Consider the following 17,236-nt stretch of genomic DNA (forward strand, 5'->3'; position numbering starts at 1 on the left):
ATAGCAGCGGTCAGAGTGGTCTTACCGTGGTCAACGTGGCCGATGGTGCCGATGTTGCAGTGCGGCTTACTTCTGTCAAAATGTTCTTTTGCCATTTTTTCCTCTTCTTCAGCAGAAGGTTTATCGCTTCGAAACCTAGGAACGACGCGGGTTTGCGTGAGATTCCTGTTATTCCGACAGAGCATAGGAAGCGGTACTCTGCGGATTTTGTCGCGTAAATTTAGCAAATCCACAAAAAATTTCAAGGATTTTTCTTTGTTTTTTTGCAGAAAACGGCAATTTTGGCTTATCAACACCCCTTTCCCGACGATCCTTTTTCGGTCTGCGTTTCCTACCGCGTACCCATCCAAAAACGCCATTTTTTTACAAATTTTTGAGGGTCATCAAACAACAGAACCCACTAAATTCAGTTTATCAACACAATAGCAACATTCAATCAACAAATAAAACGTACCAGAAGCCATTGTTTCTATAATTGTAAAAAGAATTTTACATATTAAGAATTTACATTAGTTTACATTCCGGAAACACCTTGGGAACGTTTTCAATCACACCGAAAAAATATTTTACACCATAGACGTAAGTATATATCTATCTTTGACTTGGTTTATGGGCATCCTTAGGTAAAGAGAATATGAAGAATCCTTTTTTCAAGACGATGATCAAGGCGATCCTGATCGCCGGCATGGCCATCGCGGTATGCAACTGCGGTGATGATTCCACTTCTGCAAACAACGACAACAACGGCAATGTCAACACTCCCGTTGCACTGAGCGAGCCCACCAGGCATTACAACGACAACGGCCTGGACGTCTACATCACTGAAGACGGCAGAGTCCTTGATGCCAACGGCCTGCAGGTCGGCTTTACAGACAAGGATTCCGGATCGATCATGACTATGGAAGGCGCCACCCTGGCTACCGGCGTAGACTTTAACGCCCTTCCCCTCATTCCGGCAGCAAGCGGCACCAAGCCCTCCAAGGTCCTTAACGCCGCCGGTCAGGACTACGTCATTTCTCCTGCCGTCGACAACGCCTTCGACGCCGAGGGCCACGCCCTGGGCACCGTCACTGACGCAAGCGGTGTACAGACCGGCTATTTCGTCTACATCACTGACAGCTATGGTTACATCACTACCCTGGATATGACCGTCGCCCTCCAGGACATCGACCTGAACCAGTATCCGGACTACAACCCGACGGCCGCTTCTTCTGCAAGCCAGCAGGAAACTCCGGTTCCCACCCTGTCTAGCGAAACGGTCATTCTTACCAGTTCCGACAGCCAGCAGGCCCTGTCTTCCAACAATCAGCAGCCGGCATCTAGCGCCCAGCAGCCCAAGTCTTCCGCTAGCCAGCCTAAGTCTTCTGACAGCCAGCCCACCAGCTCCGCTGCAAGGGGCTGCCCCGAAATCAAGTACGTTTCCGGCGGCGAAAGCGGTAGCGGCCACGCCACCAGATACTGGGACTGCTGCAAGCCCAGCTGCTCCTGGAAGGAAAACGCAGGCGACCACCGCGCAAAACAGTGCAGCGTGAACAGCACCACCCTGATTACCGACCCCAGCTCCCAGAGCGTCTGCGACGGCGGTAACGCAATGACCTGCACCAGCCAGACCGCATTTACCATCGAAGGCTGCGACAATATCGGTTTCGCCTTCGCTGCCGTGCCCGCCTTCAAGAGCGCCTGCGGCAGGTGCTTCGAGCTGACGTTCACCGGTCAGGGCAAGTACGAAACCAAGATGAACCACCAAAAGCTCCAGGGCAAGAAGCTCATCGTCATGGCCTCCAATGTCGGTGGCGACGTGTCTAACGGACAGTTCGACATCATGATCCCCGGTGGCGGCTACGGTGCATTCGACGGTTGTTCCGGCAAGATGGACTGGGGCGACATGAGAAATTCCGAACGCTACGGCGGCCTGTTGAGCGATTGCGAAAACCAGGTGGGTTACTCCGGCAACGATAGTCAGATCTACACCAAGCGCAAGGAATGTCTGGTCGGCAAGTGCAACAGCATCTTCGCCAAGGACGAAGCCGCCAAGGAAGGCTGCCTGTTCCTGGCCAACTTCATGGAAGCTGCAGGCAACCCGACCCACACCTACAAGGAAGTGGAATGCCCCAAGGAATTGGCTGACCGCTATTAATACCGCGTTCGACGCCATTCAGTAAATTAGAAGTCTCGGCCCGCAGGCCGGGGCTTTTTTCGTAACTTCATATCTTACAAAAATTTACACACGTAAACCCTTTACAGATACTATCTTTCCGCACGGATGGAATTGGAAGACTTTTATTGGTGTAAAGTCAAGTTTTCTCGTACACCTAGCATACAACCCCTACTGAGGTCGAAATGAAACGTCAATTCTTGAAGTCCGTTCTGCTCATCAGCTCCGTGGCAGCACTCATGAGCTGTTCCGAAGAAGCCGTCGACGCAATCGCAAACAATATTCCCGACCAGTCTCTTGTCACTTCTAGTGCAGACGCATCTGCACCCAACGTCCTTACTGCAACCGAGCCCTGCTTCGTGTTCAATACCGACAACCAGACTTACCTCATCAACGGTAATCTCGAAGTGAAGACCGCCGCCGGCGAAATTGTCGGTTCTTATGACGGCGCTACCATGACCATCAAGAATCTGGCCGGCGTCACCATGTTCGAAAGCGTGGACATCAGCGCCTTGGAATACAAGGACGTTGGCGAAGTTATCCCCACCGTTATCGCTCCCGCTTCCTCTGCTTCTAGCCTTCCTAACGAAACCGCTCCCACTTCCAGCGCTTCTCTGCAGGACAACAACCAGAACCAGACTGCTACTTCTAGCGCTACTCAGCAGAACAACCAGAACCAGACTGCTACTTCCAGCGCCGCTCAGCAGAACAACAACCAGAACCAGACTGCTACTTCTAGCGCCGCTCAGCAGAACGACCAGCCGCAGCAGGGTTCCGACGGTACCTGCTTCGACAAGCTCTCTAATAAGTATGTGAAGCCCTACACCGAACTGGTAGGCAAGAACGGCGAAAAGTACGCCTACAAGAACGACTGCTCCATCGATTGCTGGTGGGACGGCAGCAACAACAACTGCGCAAACATCGGTTCTGGCAACGGCTCCAACAATAACAACAACAATAACAACCAGCAGCAGCCTCAGTCTTCTAACAGCCAGCAGCAGGCAAAGTCCTCCGCTAGCCAGCAGGCAAAGTCTTCTGCTAGCCAGCAGCCTGCATCCAGCGCTTCCAACACCAACAATGGTACAACTCCCAACTTCAAGATTGTTAGCGGCGGTAAGAGCGGTTCCGGCTACGCAACCCGTTACTGGGATAGCTGCAAGCCTCACTGCGCATGGAAGGGCAAGGCCGGTCCGGCAAGCACCCCGACCCGCACCTGCCACGCTGACGGCTCCCTGGCTGGCACCGATGAAAAGTCCGCATGCGATGGCGGTACTGCAGGTACCTGCCTGAGCCAGATCCCCCAGATCATTAACGATAACCTGGCATACGCATTCGCAGCAACTCCGGGTGGCGAAGGCGACTGCGGCCGTTGCTACCTCCTGACTTTCGACGGCAATGGTCACGACCAGAACCCCGCACGTAACAAGGCTCTCGCCAACAAGAAGCTGGTGGTCATGTCCAGCAACATCGGTTACGACGTTGCCGGCGGCCAGTTCGACTTGATGATCCCGGGTGGTGGCGTCGGTGCATTCTCCGGCTGCCGCGTCATGGGACTTTCCTGCAACGGTAAGCAGTACGGTGGTCTCCTGGGCACCTGCCAGGACAAGTACAACAACAGCACCGACAAGCTCCTGGATTGCTTGAAGTCTAGCTGCAAGACTGAATACGGCAACAACACCCAGGCTTACGAAGGCTGCATGTTCATGGCAACTTGGATGAACGGCGCAGACAATCCGACCCTGAAGTACCAGGAAATCGAATGCCCGTCTGAACTTTCCGCAAGATGGTAATCTGGCGCTAAGCTGCAAGAACTTAAAGGCCCCGACGAATGTCGGGGCTTTTTCTTTTTATAGTTTGCGGAACCTGCCAGACGTCCACCCAAAAAGAGCGGCCCGCCCATCCGAAATTACTTCTTGACAATATTGTCCAGGAATTCGATAGTCACGCTATAGGCGTGATCGCGGACTTCCTTGCGGGAAAGGTAAAGGTCGTGCAAGGCCCCTGGAATCTGCACCAGGCGCACATCCGGTCCCAGGTGGGCACCGTAATTGCGGATATCGTCTACGTTCAAGACGCCATCGCAACGGGTGTACTCATCGCTCCATTCGTCTTCGTTGACGCTACAGCCGCTGTGCATCACGAGGATCGGCGAGACAAGATCCATCCCGGCCTTTACGATATCCTGGGCGTCACAGATGGCGGCAGACCAGCCGAAATCCACGGGGATGCTGCCCGGCACCTTCAAGGTCGTATTGTATTCCCATTCGCCCTTCATGCTCTTGAGCAGGCTTTCGCTGTAGGCGTCGCTGCTGCTGCGGGGAATCGGGATGTTCGGGAAGTAATGTCCGATAGGCGCAAGAACGGGAATGATCACATCGCGCATGAGCCAGGAGTAATTCATCTCCATGAAGGGGCTGTTCAGCACGATAGCATCGAAGTCCTTGCCCTTTTCGCGGACGTCGGCGTACACCAGAGAAATCAGGCCGCCGGTACTGTGTCCCAATAAAACCTTGGGCACATCCTTGCCGACTGCCGCCTCGATTTTCTTCCAGGCGGAATCGATTTCCGGGAAATAGCTGGTTACGTCCCTGAGCTCACCCAGCACTTCGCCCTGGCGGTAGGAACGACCGTAATTGTGCAGGTCGATAGCGAAGAAGGCATAGCCTGCGGAATCCAGCTTTTCGGCCGTTAAAGTCTGGAAGTAATAGTCGTTAAAGCCGTGAATATAGAGCACGGCCGCCTTGGGCTTATTGACAGTTCCGTTCAGAGAATCCTGGGGAGCTGCAGTGGAATCCTGTACAACTGCGGAATCCTGGGGCGCAGACTTGCCGGACGCTCCGAATGGATAGCTTACAAGCGTTGCGTGATACTGGTTGTTGTCTCCAGCATCGTAGAATTCGGCCGTGAACGGCTCGCCCAGAAACGGGTCCACCACGGCCTGGGCAAAGGCCATAGAAACAAGGCCCCCCATCAACGCAGATGTAAAAACAGTAAATCTCATAACCTCAAAGAAATATAGTTCTTAAAGTACCTTAAAAAGCTCAAATTTTCAAATAAAAACAGAATAAGCCGTCTTTTTTGGAATATCAAACTGGGCTGTCTATACAAGCGAATAAAGAAAACGTCTGTTTTTTGACATTTTTTGTCAGACAAGCAATGCTAATTTTATAAAGAAAATAAGGAGGCCGTTATGAACCAGCTCAAGATTATTCACGACGACATCACCCGAGTCACGGCAGACGCCATCGTCAATTCCGCCAACCCCTTCCCTATCTGCGGTGGAAGTACCGAAGCCCTGATCTTCGATGCAGCCGGACACGACCAGCTCCTGGAAGCCCGCGAAAAGATCGGCTACCTGGACGTTTGCGATGTGGCCCACACCGATGCCTTTGACCTGAACGCCAAATACATCATCCACGTTTCGGCCCCCCGCTGGAACGATGGACGTTCCGGCGAAAAGACCTCCCTGAAATTCTGCTACCAGAACGCCATGCGCAAGGCCCGGGAACTGGGCTGCCATTCCATCGCGTTCCCCCTGCTGTCTAGCGGCATTTACAGATTCCCTAAGGATTTGGCCCTGGACATCGCCAAAGAATCCATCGAGGAGTTCCTGCAAGGCGACGGAAAGGACTGCGACATTACCGCCACCATCGTACTCTACGACGACGAAGCGGTCAAAATTTCCGAAGCGCTGTTCGGCAAGATCCAGGAATACATCTACGCCAACTACGTCCCGGAAAATCCCCAGGAAAATTTCGAAGCACTCAAGTGCTGTTCCTTCAGTGAAGAACCGCTCGGCGACGGTCAAATGGCCGACGACAGTCAAATAATCGGCGAAAGCGAAGTCGTCGCAGAAATTTGCGACGCAGCTCCCATTCTTTCCAAGATCAGCAGCAAGTCGGATTTCGACAAGAGCATCAACGAACTGCTGAAGGACCCGAAAAGGTTCAAGTCCTTCCGCAAGAAGATGAACGAAATCATGACCGACAGAAGCATCACCAATTCCATGCTGGCCAGGGATTCCGACGTAGACCGCAAGGTACTTTCGAAAATCAACAACAGCGATAGCTACACCCCCTCCAAGGAAACGGCCATCGCTATCGCCATCGGCCTCAAGCTGAACTATATCGAGGCGGTGGAATTCCTGTCTTACGCCGGGCGGGCCCTGTCACCCTCCAGCAAGAGCGACCTGATTGTCCAATTCTTCATGGAAAACAAGGAACTGTTTTACAGGGAAAATCCCGACAGGAATCAATACAAGGTGAACACCCTCAACACGATCCTTTCAACCCATGGAGAAAATTCCCTTGGAGCCAGCCGGAGCCTCTAAAAACGATGTCGCCTGGCAGGCGACCTTTCTGTTCCCGCAACCACCTATATTGAACGTATCAACAGAGCGATGCAATCCGGCAGTCGCAAAAAAAAGAGAGGTTCAATATGAAGCAGGGACTTACAGAAATCGTTTTTATCATGGACCGCAGCGGATCCATGAGCGGCCTTGAGACAGATACCATCGGCGGCTTCAACGGCACCATCGAAAAGCAGAAAAAAGAAGAAGGGGAAGCACTGGTTTCCACCATCCTCTTTGACAATGTTTCCGAGGTTCTTCACGACCGCGTTTCCTTGGACAAGATTCCGCCCATGACCAGCGAGCAGTACTGCGTTGGCGGAGGCACCGCCCTCATAGACGCCCTAGGCGACGCCATCCATCACATGGGAAACGTACACAAGTACGCCCGGGATGAAGACCGCCCCGAAAAGACCATCTTCATCATTACCACCGACGGCTACGAGAATTCCAGCCGCAAGTATTCCGCCGAGCAAGTACGCCACATGGTAAATCGCCAGAAGGAAAAGTACGGTTGGGAATTCATTTTCCTGGGAGCCAACATCGACGCCGTGGAAACCGCCCGCACTTACGGAATCAGCGAGGAACGGGCCGCCAACTACGTCAATGACAAGAGAGGCATCGAGATCATGTGCTGCGCCCAGAGCGCCATCATCAGCGATATCCGAAACAACATCTGCCACGAGGAACGCGGTCACTGGAAAAAGGAAATGGAACAGGATCATCAGAAGCGCAGCAAGCGTTAATCTGCAACGGCAGCAAGATTCCGGGGAGCAAAAAAGGACGGTCCGCATTTGCGAACCGCCCTTTGTTCTTTAAGGAGAGTATGAATTTCTTGACCCGCGCAAACTAGTTTTCGCCGTTGCGCATTTCGGTCTGTTCACGGTCAATGGTGTACGTCAGATATTCCTTGAAGTCACGGTCGATGGAAACTCCGTCAAAGTCCACATCGTCGTTTTCAAGAACGAATACTGAGGTAGGATTGTCAATCCAGGCTTCGATATTGACATCGCCAAATCCAATGGTCTTGTCACCTGCAGCTTGCGCCACATACTCGATTTTGGACTTCGGAACCCAACCGGTGCAATCTCCCTTGACCAGGGCTTCAGTTTCTGCCTCGCGGAGTAGCGCCAGCTCAGCATTGAAACCCATGGTGCAGAGAATTTTGTCGCCACCCTTGGTCGCCATCAAATCCAGGTCACCCAATCTGGACTTTACCATCTTGGATGCGAAGGATGATGAAACCATCAGGGCAAAGGCAACGAGCAGTGTAATTTTCAGCGTCTTCATGATAAGCCTCCTTTGCGGCCCTAGAGCCTGTTCGAGAGCAGCGACCCAGCCGTCCCTCACCCAACAAAGTACAAAGTTGGCTTTTTCCAGACCAGGAAATCTAAGATTTATTTTACAAAACTTATTCCAGGTTGGAATATACCCTGTCTGCGCTTTGGCCCAGGTTTCTTAATTTCTATTTTTTATATGGGTCTGCAATTTAGACCTGCTACCTATAAAAAAGATTTTTAGGACCCGCTTAAAAAAGGATTCATCATGGGCATTGTCTTGAAGAACATCCAGGCCATCGTTCCTGCCGGAAGCAAGGACGAAGTGAAGGAAACTTCCATCTATATTGAAGGCGACAAGATTGTTGGCATGGGCGCGGAACCCGCCGGCTTCAAGACAGACAAGGTCATTGACGGAACTGACAAGCTGGCCATTCCCGGCCTGGTAAATTGCCACACCCATTCCTACATGAGCTTTATGCGCAACGTGGCCGACGACCTTTCCTTTATGGATTGGCTGTTCGGAACCATCGACCCCATCGAACAGAAGATGACCGACGAGGACACTTACTGGGGCGCTTGCCTTGCCATCATCGAAATGATGAAGAGCGGCACCACCTGCTTTAACGACATGATGATGAATATCAAGCAGACTACCAAGGCCATCAAGGAATCCGGTATGCGTGCGGTCATGTGCCGCGGCCTGGTCGGCTCTGCCGAAGATGACGGCGGACGCATCCAGCAGACCTACGACGAAATGGAATTCTGCAAGGACTGCGACCGCATCACTTTCAAGTTCGGCCCCCACGCTCCCTACACCTGCACCGAGGATTATTTCCGTCGCGTGTCCGACGAAGCCAAGAAGGCGGGCATCGGCATTCATGTGCATCTTTCCGAAAGTGTTGCTGAAATCCAGGGCACCCAGGAAAAGTACGGCTACTCCCCCATCGTCATGGCCGACAAGAACGGACTCTTCGATGTTCCCTGCATTGCCGCCCACTGTGTGCAGGTGGATGACGCCGATATGGACATCATGGCCCGCAAGGGAGTTTCCGTGGTGACGAATCCCGCAAGCAACATGAAGCTGGGTAACGGTTTTGCTCCCGTTCCCGAGATGATGGCCAAGGGCATCAACGTGTGCCTGGGTACCGACGGCGCCGCAAGTAACAACAGCCTGAACATGTTCCACGAAATGAGCCTGCTGGCATTGATCCACAAGGGAACCCACAAGAGCCCCCAATGCGTCAGCGCCCGCGAAGTGTTCCGCATGGCCACCCTCAATGGCGCCAAGGCACTTTGCCTCGAAAACCAGATCGGCTCCCTGGAAGTGGGCAAGAAGGCAGACATCGCCATTCTGGACTTGAACAATCCTTCCCTGATGCCAAAGAACAACTTGATCGCGGGCCTCTCCTATTCCGCCAACGGCTCCGAAGTGGACACCGTCATTATCGACGGCAAGATCACCATGGAAGGCCGCAAGGTTCTGACTCTCGATGAAAAGCTGGTTTACCAGAAGGTGAACGAAATCATCAAGCGCATGGGCCTGGAAAATAAGGATTACGTTTAAGGGTTCCGTCGCGGAAACTGGCGCAATTTTTATTTTTGCAAAAAACGGATGATAGGACAGACGACCATCCCTAAAAATTCGGCTGGACCCTCGACGAGTGCCGGGGCGAAAAACACAAACCAAATGAGGCCCCGCGGGGCATATCCAAAAGGAAAAGATATGGCAAGTGAAATCAGAGATATCAGTCTGGCCGAATCTGGCGAACGCAAGCTGGAATGGGTTCACCGCAACTGCAGCCTTCTTTCTATGCTGAAGGCTGAATTCGAAAAGACCAAGCCCTTCGCCGGAAAGAAGATCGCCCTCTCCGTCCATCTGGAAGCAAAGACTGGTTATCTGTGCCAGGTGCTGAAGGCTGGCGGTGCGGAAATGTACGTTACCGGTTCCAATCCACTTTCTACCCAGGATGACGTGGCTGCAGCCCTCGTGAAGGAAGGCATGGAAGTGCACGCCTGGTACGATGCTACCAACGAAGAATATGAAAGCCATATCCGTCACACTCTGCAGTGCGGACCCAACATCATTATCGATGACGGTGGCGACTTGGTGAACATGGTCCACAACGAAATGCCGGAACTGATTCCTAACATTATCGGCGGCTGCGAAGAAACCACCACCGGTATCATCCGCCTGGAAGCCATGAACAAGGCTGGCAAGCTGATGTTCCCCATGGTCCGCGTGAACAACGCCGACTGTAAGCATCTCTTTGATAACCGCTACGGTACCGGTCAGTCCGTATGGGACGGCATCAACCGTACTACCAACCTGATCGTGGCTGGCAAGCAGGTTGTCGTTGCCGGTTACGGCTGGTGCGGTAAGGGTACCGCCATGCGCGCCAAGGGCCTGGGTGCCCGCGTCATCGTGACCGAAGTGGATCCGGTGAAGGCTATCGAAGCTGTCATGGACGGCTTTGACGTAATGCCCATGCGCGAAGCTGCAAAGATCGGCGACTTCTTCGTGACCGTTACCGGTTGCGACGGCGTTATCGATGCAGAAGATCTTTCTGTAATGAAGGACGGCGCCATCCTCGCCAACGCAGGTCACTTCGACTGCGAAATTGACGTAGCATGGCTGAAGAAGAACGCCGTGGAAATCCGCGAACAGCGCAAGAACATCATGGGCTACAAGCTGCCCACCGGCCAATGGGTATTCGTGCTGGGCGAAGGCCGCCTGGTGAACCTTGCCTGCGGCGACGGCCATCCGGCAGAAATCATGGACATGAGCTTTGCTATTCAGGCACTGTCTGCAAAGTACCTGGTGGAACACGCCGGCGAACTCACGGAAAAGATCATCGACGTTCCTCGCGAAGTGGACCAGGAAGTGGCCCGCAAGAAGCTCAAGTTCCTTGGCAAGGAAATCGACGTTCTCACCGCCGAACAGGAAAAGTACCTGCATTCCTACAACCTGGATGTGTAAGTTCACGAATCCGACGCTTTTTATAAAGACGTTAAAGACGAGAAGGATGCCTTATGGGCATCCTTTTCTTGTACAAATTGTTTTTTCTAGTTAGCATTCCCTACCAGACTTCATATTATATTTAAAGACATGCGTAGTCTTAAATTTTTAGCAGTCCTGCCTTTCGCCGTGGCCTCGGCTTTTGCCGGTTGGGAATATTCCCTGGTCACCAATGGGGCCTACTATGTCGAACACGAAGTCAAGACCGGAGACGAACACTTCTCCGCACCTTCGGGCCCATACGACGGACTTGAAGCCTTGACTCGCCTGGATGCCAAGTACACCATTCCCACACCTCTCGGGGATCACTGGCTCCTGAGCGGCGCAGACGTTGAACTGTGGGGATCTCTTGAACTGTCACCGGTGACGTTGCGCCCCATGGTCGAGGTGGACTTTACGCCTGTTCCCTTCCTGGTTTTCGGTGCGGGCGCTTCTATCGGTAGCGGCTGGAATGTTCTTGGTTTTGAAGGTCTGACCAAGTACGATTTTGAAACTCAGGACTACGAGAACCTGACTCCGTTTACCCATTACTTTTACGACTTGTGGGCATCGGCCACGTTCCAGTTTGACACGGGCGCGCTCATTGAAGGAGACTGGTCCCATGTGGTGATGGTGGCTAGCTACAAGCTTTTCTATGAAGCCATGACCGGCGTCGACGATGGAGAAATTTGGCAGTGGCAGGAATCCGCCCGCAAGGCCAACGGTTTGCAGTACAGCTTTACCGGAGTGCTTGGCTACCAGATGCCCATGACCCTGAATATGGTGGGCCTGATGCTTGAAATGGGAGGCCACCTGGACAAGGATGACTACGGCCCCGTGGCCCAGAGTTTCGACGGAGACTTTACCACCACGGCCATTAGCGCACTAACCTCGTTCAAGCTAAGCGACAAGAACAGTTTGACGGTGCTCTACACTTTTGAACGTGAACGAAGCTACTCCCAGTTGCACGACGACGAGGACCAGGAACCCCTGCTTCACGTGACCGGCGGCGAATGGAGTTTTTATAGAGTGGCGTTAAGCTGGAAACACAAGTTCTAATTTTTTTTGAAGTCAGAAAAATAAATTCTGACTTTTTTTATTTCGTGACATAAATAAAATTCTATCTTGTTGCAGATAAAGTTTAATCTCTTGGAGGCGGAAATGTACATCAACAGAATTCGCAAGGCAATCGCCGCACAACGAATCACCCAAGAGGAACTCTGCAGACGTGTAGGGTGTTCCCGCGATGCCATTGTCGATGGGATCAGCGCAGATACCGCATGCAAACTGGAATTCATGCTGGGCGACGATCTTTTTGCAGGCATCGACATCCATGTCAGCGAAAGTGAAATGTCAAAAGCCCGAAGCAAGATGGAAGCGGGATTTTGCAGCGCCGAGGCAAAGGCCTGGGCACAGAAATTCCCCGTGGCAGAACTCCGCAGACTAAATCGCATTCCCGCCCAATGCAGCAACAAGGACGGAAGCCTTGTAAAAGCCCTGCTGAAATTTTTCAACGTGGCAACCATCGAGGGCTGGAAAACCTATTACGCCAACATCCAGGATTCCGTGAACCCTCAGGCCTATTCCGCCTGGTTGCGCCTGGGTGAACTGCAGGTCAGCCGCCCCGCCGCCGAAATCGCCATCGAGAAGGAAGCCATTCTCGAGAACATGAAATTTTTGCGCCGTAACGCCCTAGGTCTGCGAAACGCCCTGCGCAAGGCCGCCATCAGTAGCATTTCGGATTGCGATGTTCAGGTTGTTCAGGTGCCGGCATTTTTGACGGCCCCCGCACCCCTTTCCGCAAGCTACTGGGTCGGCAAGCGCCCCGTCATCCAGATTCCCGCGGGCCCCATGACCGACGTACGACTTCTGCAGGGGCTGTTCCATCAGCTGTACCACATTATGTACGGCAAGCGCAGCCTGTGCCTACAGCTGGGCCTGCAACTAAGCCAGCAACCTTCTGCAGGAATTGCGGGAACCGCGGGCGGTTCTGCAAACAGCATCTCGGGCGACGCCCTAAAATGCAGCGCCGCCGAACAGTTTGCGGAACGCCATATGCTGACCGAAGCCGAAGAATGCGAAATCATCTGCTGCGGCCACTTTGCCGAAAAGCGTTGCATCGACTATTTCGCAGGACTCTTTCATGTGCGCCCAAGCATTATCGTAGACCGCCTGCAGCAACAAAAAAAGCTGTCTAGCAGAACATTGCTAAACAGCTATAAAGTCGCAGTTTAACGCACCCGCCGGCAACATGCCGCGCGAAGCGCGCCCGTCGCCTAAACAGCCAAACGATTAATAGTTAATGGCCAGGTAGAAACTGAAGCTTCCGAAATGGCGGCCAAAGTCAAAACCGTCCAGGAGCATGTCGTAGGCGGCACCCACTTCAAGCTGGGTCGTAGAAGTACGGAAGATGATCAAGCCCGCTTCAAGACCACCGGCAGGGCCAATGGAAAAGGCTTCAGAGAACTTGTCAAAGTGGAAGTCCATTTCGACACCCACACCTAGGCCCATGCCCACATAAGGGGAGAACACCTGGTCGGCAAAGAAATAGCGGCCGCCAATCAAGGCAGTCTCGTGCCACTGCCAATGAGTTTCATAAGAACCGTTAGCGTTGTTCATGAACGTAATGGCACCATGAGTTGTCATTTCCCAAATACGTCCGTAATGGAATACCACGCCCTGGTCCCAGTCACGCTTGGGATTCTTCCTGGAATCTTCCCAGTTGTGCCACACGCTAAAGCCAAGACCGAAACTTGCGAAATTGTAGGTCGGGCGCTTGGGAGCCGGCAACGGATCGTCGTCGGAATTCTTGGCCTGAGTCACTTCGGTAGCGACAGGTTCATAGGGTCCCTTGGTCACATTTTCGTCGGATGCGCCATCCTGGGCGAAAGCGATACCTGCAAGGGCGAAAGCGATAATTCCAAAAATCTTTTTCATGCATTCAAATATACAAAGTTTCTAAATTAACCTCCATGAATAAAGCTGCCATTATTGTTGCTGTAAGTATGTTGCTCAGCCGCGTGCTGGGAATCTTCCGTGAAATGCTTTTGGCCCACGCCGCCGGCGTCTCCCTCGAAAAGAACGCCCTGGATCTGGCCTTCATGATTCCCGACATCCTGAATCACGTGGTAAGTACCGGATTCTTGAGCATTATCTTCATCCCGATTTTTACAGGCTACAAGGTGGCCGGCGACGAAGAGAAAAGCTGGAAGTTCTTTAGCAACGTGCTGAACACCTTCGGCGCCATCTTGCTGGTGCTGGTGATTCCTGCATTCATCTTTATGCCGGAACTTTTGCAGCTGCTCACCACCAGCGGCGCAAGCGCAGAACTGATCGAGCGCGCCACTTACTACGGCCGCATCATTTTGCCGGGCCAGATCTTCATCTTCGTGGGAAGTATTCTGGTTGCCGTGCAGCACACCCGTAAGCAGTTCCTGATTCCTTCCCTTACCGGCCTCATCTACAACGTGGCCATTGTGGGCGGAGGCCTTGCCGGAATTCTGATGGGCCGCATGAATGGCGTCAGCTACGGTCTGGAAGGTTTCGCCTGGGGCGTTCCCGTGGGAGCCTTCATCGGATTCTTCGCATTGCAGATTTTTGGAGCCAAGCGTGGCGGCGTCAAGTACGAACTGATCATGCAGCCCACCCATCCCGATATCGTTCGCTATTTCAAGATGATGTTGCCCATGTCTCTTGGCGTAGGCTCCATGTTCGGCCTGGAATTCATTATTCGTAGTTTTGGAAGTAGCTTTGGGGGCAGCGGTATTTCTAGCCTGAACTACGCCTACCGCGTCATGTACACCCTGGTGGCAGTCTTCGGTTTCTCCGTTTCCGTTACCAGCTACCCCGACATGGCACGCCTTGTAAAGGAAGGTCAGATCAAGCAGCTGAACGAGAAAATCTGGAAGAGCCTTTCTCGCATGTTCTGCATTTTGATTCCCGCCGTGGTTGCCGTGTGGGCACTCTCCTTCCCTGCCGTGCGAATCCTCTTTGAACGCGGCGCCTTCCATCGCGAAACCACCGAAGCCATTACCGAAATTCTCCGCTGGTACTTGCCCGTAAGCTTGGGACTTTGCCTCCAGGCAGTTCTGGTGCGCAGCTTCTACGCCGCAGAACGCATGTGGCTGCCCACCCTGCTGAACACCGGAATCTTTGCCGCCACCATTCCCGCCTACATGCTATTGAGCGAACCTCTGGGTATCAAGAGCGTACCTATTATCGGTGCCACCGGCGCCATCCTGCAGGTGATTTCCATGATCTTTATGTGGGCCCGCAAGAACGGAACCGACGGCATGAGGACCGCACTTCTGAACATGTTCCGCGCCCTGGTCGCCTTCGGCATCATGATCTTTGCCGCCCTTGGACTTGACCATGTGACGGGTGAATTCGTCCGCAGCACTAACCTGATCGTGCTGGTTATCTACAGCTGTGCCGCCGGCGTTATCCTGCTGTTCGCCACCCTCTTTATCCAGAAGATCCTTGGCAGCAAGGACGCCGGAGATATCCTTAACGAATTGCTGGGAAAGGTCCTCCGCAAGCTCCACCTGAAAAAATAAAAGGTCATTCCACCCTGTAATAGTTTCAGCTTTTTCTCCAGAACTCTTTTTTGTATTTTCGCATAGACATGGGGGTTTTTATGCGTTTTATTAAAAGTCTAATTTTTTTGTTAGTGGTTCTTTGTTCTGCAGGGAACGCCCATGCAGGAAGTGCCGCATCCGATTTAACCAAGGGCGCAGCCAAAATCCTCCTGTTTATTCCCGGGATGATGCTGGAGGAATATTTCGCAAGCCTATTTGACGGCGAAGGCCGAGTGGATTATTCCGAAGAATCAGTCTTTATTCCCTACATAAAAGTTAGCGGTATCCATCCCGACTACAAAAATTATATCGTCCAGACCTTCGGCCAGTACGTCAAGGAAGTGGGCCGTTACAAGCTCGTGGCCGCCGACAAGGAATCACCCTATGTCAAGTCCGCCTCCATGGCCATAGTCAGTAACCTCGCCAAGCGCAAGGGCTGCCCTTACATCCTGTACATCACCGTCAAGGAACAAGGCAGCGGCATGCTCCTCACCTTCGCCATGAAAGACACCGAAAACGATAACCTGGTGTGGCACGACGAATACCAGGCCATTATCCCCGAAGACATCGCTCCCATCTTGTTCCGCGTGGCAAACTCCATGGGCACCGGCAAAAAAGGAAGCAACCCCAAAAGCTTCTACGATTCCGAATATCCCATCTACATCAGTGAATCTAACTTCCAGCCTGTTGCCGCCACCCACGAAAGCGGCGAATCCAACCTTCCCAGCAATTTCGAAAACAAGCTGAACACTTCAAGGACCACCCGCGTGGCATTCTCCTTCGGCGTAGATTATCTGATCAAGAGTCAGCATGCCGCAGGCAATATCGGATTCTCCGCCTGGCACGACTTCACCTATTTTATGGTCGGCGCTGAAATAGACTTCAAGGGAATCATTTCCAAAGACACGAACATGATCCACCTGGGCCTAAATCTTGCCGCTCCAATCTTCATCCACGAAAACAACACGCCCTACGTAATAGCTGGCGCCGGATTATCCGGAACCAAATACACGACAACTAACTACCGCAACGAAGAACAAGACAAGAACGACCAGGGCGCAACTTTCTCGCTGGGCGCAGGCTATCAGTTCAACCGCTACGGAACCTGGACAGTCCGCTTCGGCCTCAAATACTTCAGGAACAACTACTACACCAACGGCCACAAGCTCCAGGGAATCGGCCTCGAAACAATCATAGGTTACTGATGACTAGGCTCGCCCACATAATCGCCATGATGTTCCTTGCGGCTTACGCCCATGCAGGGATTTTCTCTGGTTGGCAAGAAATCTATGTGTCCGCAGACGACGGGAAAGCATACGATTTTTACGGGAACGGGAAATTCCTCTGTTCGGGAACGCGATGCCACTACACGAACTCAAGCGGAAAATGCAAAATCGAGTTCATTGCCAAAAAGGGGGAACGCATTTACGGAATCACAGAATTTGGTGACGACTACCAATGGGAACAGCGACCATTTTTAGCCAAGGCGCTTTTTGACAATCGGGATGAGGACCGCCCCTGTACCAGCACCAGCGCCACCGTACAAATTGACCCCGTGGCACACATGCACTTCTTTATGCCACCCATCAAGACAAATACAGATTGGGCCCGCCCTGCAGAAAACAAGGAACTCCTGATTCCCCGAAAAATGCCAAGTCGCGCCGACTGGAAAAAATCTCCCTATAAAAAGTGACTAAAAAAAGACGCCTCCTCATAAGAGAAGACGCCTTTTTTGGATGTGTGGAGTAATCTCCAAAGTAGCTTCATCCAAAGTAATTGAAATGGATTTTTTCAGAAACACCATGGACAAAATGTCCAATTAAGTCAACGATGGATAAGAAAATCAGTTTTAAACTGTCCCAAGTTGCGGAAGAAAAAATC

General features: G+C 52.5%; 15 protein-coding genes. 11 read left to right on the forward strand and 4 right to left on the reverse strand.

Translation table 11 applies throughout. The features are described from left to right. Window positions 1–95, reverse strand: a 95-nt coding sequence (locus BUB38_RS11500; protein WP_139258098.1) for a GTP-binding protein, incomplete at its 3' end; no start/stop codon positions are given. A 539-nt stretch (window positions 96–634) separates the two neighbouring features. Here BUB38_RS11500 and BUB38_RS11505 point away from each other — a divergent pair. Continuing rightward, on the forward strand, window positions 635–2,137 hold the full coding sequence (locus BUB38_RS11505; protein WP_073160698.1) for a hypothetical protein: 1,503 nt from the start codon (window positions 635–637) through the stop codon (window positions 2,135–2,137). A 203-nt stretch (window positions 2,138–2,340) separates the two neighbouring features. Beyond that, a complete protein-coding gene (locus tag BUB38_RS15850) occupies window positions 2,341–3,945 on the forward strand; it encodes a hypothetical protein (protein ID WP_083542128.1) in 1,605 nt (534 codons plus the stop codon). 116 nt (window positions 3,946–4,061) lie between these two features. Here BUB38_RS15850 and BUB38_RS11515 read toward each other — a convergent pair whose 3' ends face one another. Continuing rightward, on the reverse strand, window positions 4,062–5,156 hold the full coding sequence (locus BUB38_RS11515) for an alpha/beta hydrolase (protein ID WP_083542129.1): 1,095 nt from the start codon (window positions 5,154–5,156) through the stop codon (window positions 4,062–4,064). 189 nt (window positions 5,157–5,345) lie between these two features. Here BUB38_RS11515 and BUB38_RS11520 point away from each other — a divergent pair, with 189 nt between their 5' ends. After that, window positions 5,346–6,485 (forward strand): macro domain-containing protein, encoded by a 1,140-nt coding sequence (locus BUB38_RS11520; RefSeq protein WP_073160700.1) that lies wholly within the window; start codon window positions 5,346–5,348, stop codon window positions 6,483–6,485. 107 nt (window positions 6,486–6,592) lie between these two features. Then, window positions 6,593–7,249: a vWA domain-containing protein gene (locus BUB38_RS11525; RefSeq protein WP_073160702.1), complete on the forward strand. Its 657-nt coding sequence runs from the start codon at window positions 6,593–6,595 to the stop codon at window positions 7,247–7,249. A gap of 103 nt (window positions 7,250–7,352) precedes the next feature. On the opposite strand, the gene BUB38_RS11530 is transcribed toward BUB38_RS11525, so the two are convergent. Further along, window positions 7,353–7,793 (reverse strand): hypothetical protein, encoded by a 441-nt coding sequence (locus BUB38_RS11530; protein ID WP_073160704.1) that lies wholly within the window; start codon window positions 7,791–7,793, stop codon window positions 7,353–7,355. A gap of 255 nt (window positions 7,794–8,048) precedes the next feature. Between BUB38_RS11530 and BUB38_RS11535 the strand changes: the two genes are divergently transcribed. From BUB38_RS11535 to BUB38_RS11550, 4 genes are all read left to right on the forward strand, one after another. Beyond that, window positions 8,049–9,347, forward strand: coding sequence for an amidohydrolase (locus BUB38_RS11535; RefSeq protein ID WP_073160706.1), 1,299 nt, complete (start codon window positions 8,049–8,051; stop codon window positions 9,345–9,347). Between the two features lie 159 nt (window positions 9,348–9,506). Next, the gene (locus BUB38_RS11540) at window positions 9,507–10,760 is read left to right on the forward strand and encodes an adenosylhomocysteinase (protein ID WP_073160708.1); all 1,254 of its coding nucleotides are present in this window, start codon (window positions 9,507–9,509) and stop codon (window positions 10,758–10,760) included. Window positions 10,761–10,889: 129 nt separating this feature from the next. Next, window positions 10,890–11,837, forward strand: a complete 948-nt coding sequence (locus BUB38_RS11545; protein ID WP_073160710.1) for a hypothetical protein — start codon at window positions 10,890–10,892, stop codon at window positions 11,835–11,837. 102 nt (window positions 11,838–11,939) lie between these two features. Then, window positions 11,940–13,013, forward strand: coding sequence for a helix-turn-helix domain-containing protein (locus BUB38_RS11550; protein WP_073160712.1), 1,074 nt, complete (start codon window positions 11,940–11,942; stop codon window positions 13,011–13,013). Window positions 13,014–13,070: 57 nt separating this feature from the next. Here the strand turns inward: BUB38_RS11550 and BUB38_RS11555 are convergent, their stop codons facing one another. Then, window positions 13,071–13,715 carry a hypothetical protein gene (locus BUB38_RS11555; RefSeq protein ID WP_073160714.1) on the reverse strand — a complete coding sequence of 215 codons (645 nt, stop codon included), beginning with the start codon at window positions 13,713–13,715 and terminating at the stop codon, window positions 13,071–13,073. A gap of 35 nt (window positions 13,716–13,750) precedes the next feature. On the opposite strand from BUB38_RS11555, the gene murJ reads away from it, so the two are divergent. The 3 genes from murJ (at window position 13,751) to BUB38_RS11570 (ending at window position 17,048) form a co-directional block, all read left to right on the forward strand. Further along, window positions 13,751–15,334, forward strand: a complete 1,584-nt coding sequence (gene murJ, locus BUB38_RS11560; protein ID WP_073160716.1) for a murein biosynthesis integral membrane protein MurJ — start codon at window positions 13,751–13,753, stop codon at window positions 15,332–15,334. Between the two features lie 80 nt (window positions 15,335–15,414). Continuing rightward, window positions 15,415–16,560, forward strand: a complete 1,146-nt coding sequence (locus tag BUB38_RS11565) for an outer membrane protein (RefSeq protein WP_139258426.1) — start codon at window positions 15,415–15,417, stop codon at window positions 16,558–16,560. Continuing rightward, window positions 16,560–17,048 carry a hypothetical protein gene (locus BUB38_RS11570; protein ID WP_073160720.1) on the forward strand — a complete coding sequence of 163 codons (489 nt, stop codon included), beginning with the start codon at window positions 16,560–16,562 and terminating at the stop codon, window positions 17,046–17,048. Before BUB38_RS11565 ends, BUB38_RS11570 begins: the two co-directional genes overlap by 1 nt. Window positions 17,049–17,236 lie beyond the last annotated feature (188 nt).

It is taken from the genome of Fibrobacter sp. UWH5 (assembly GCF_900142505.1).
Taxonomy (GTDB): domain Bacteria; phylum Fibrobacterota; class Fibrobacteria; order Fibrobacterales; family Fibrobacteraceae; genus Fibrobacter.

Excerpts from the sequence above, each read along its gene's own strand:
- BUB38_RS11530 (WP_073160704.1), bottom strand. The coding sequence starts at position 7,793 with ATGAAGACGCTGAAAATTACACTGCTCGTTGCCTTTGCCCTGATGGTT.
- BUB38_RS11535 (WP_073160706.1), top strand. The coding sequence starts at position 8,049 with ATGGGCATTGTCTTGAAGAACATCCAGGCCATCGTTCCTGCCGGAAGC.
- BUB38_RS11540 (WP_073160708.1), top strand. The coding sequence starts at position 9,507 with ATGGCAAGTGAAATCAGAGATATCAGTCTGGCCGAATCTGGCGAACGC.
- BUB38_RS11545 (WP_073160710.1), top strand. The coding sequence starts at position 10,890 with ATGCGTAGTCTTAAATTTTTAGCAGTCCTGCCTTTCGCCGTGGCCTCG.
- BUB38_RS11520 (WP_073160700.1), top strand. The coding sequence starts at position 5,346 with ATGAACCAGCTCAAGATTATTCACGACGACATCACCCGAGTCACGGCA.
- BUB38_RS15850 (WP_083542128.1), top strand. The coding sequence starts at position 2,341 with ATGAAACGTCAATTCTTGAAGTCCGTTCTGCTCATCAGCTCCGTGGCA.
- BUB38_RS11565 (WP_139258426.1), top strand. The coding sequence starts at position 15,415 with ATGCGTTTTATTAAAAGTCTAATTTTTTTGTTAGTGGTTCTTTGTTCT.
- BUB38_RS11570 (WP_073160720.1), top strand. The coding sequence starts at position 16,560 with ATGACTAGGCTCGCCCACATAATCGCCATGATGTTCCTTGCGGCTTAC.
- BUB38_RS11550 (WP_073160712.1), top strand. The coding sequence starts at position 11,940 with ATGTACATCAACAGAATTCGCAAGGCAATCGCCGCACAACGAATCACC.
- BUB38_RS11555 (WP_073160714.1), bottom strand. The coding sequence starts at position 13,715 with ATGAAAAAGATTTTTGGAATTATCGCTTTCGCCCTTGCAGGTATCGCT.
- murJ (WP_073160716.1), top strand. The coding sequence starts at position 13,751 with ATGAATAAAGCTGCCATTATTGTTGCTGTAAGTATGTTGCTCAGCCGC.
- BUB38_RS11505 (WP_073160698.1), top strand. The coding sequence starts at position 635 with ATGAAGAATCCTTTTTTCAAGACGATGATCAAGGCGATCCTGATCGCC.
- BUB38_RS11515 (WP_083542129.1), bottom strand. The coding sequence starts at position 5,156 with ATGAGATTTACTGTTTTTACATCTGCGTTGATGGGGGGCCTTGTTTCT.
- BUB38_RS11525 (WP_073160702.1), top strand. The coding sequence starts at position 6,593 with ATGAAGCAGGGACTTACAGAAATCGTTTTTATCATGGACCGCAGCGGA.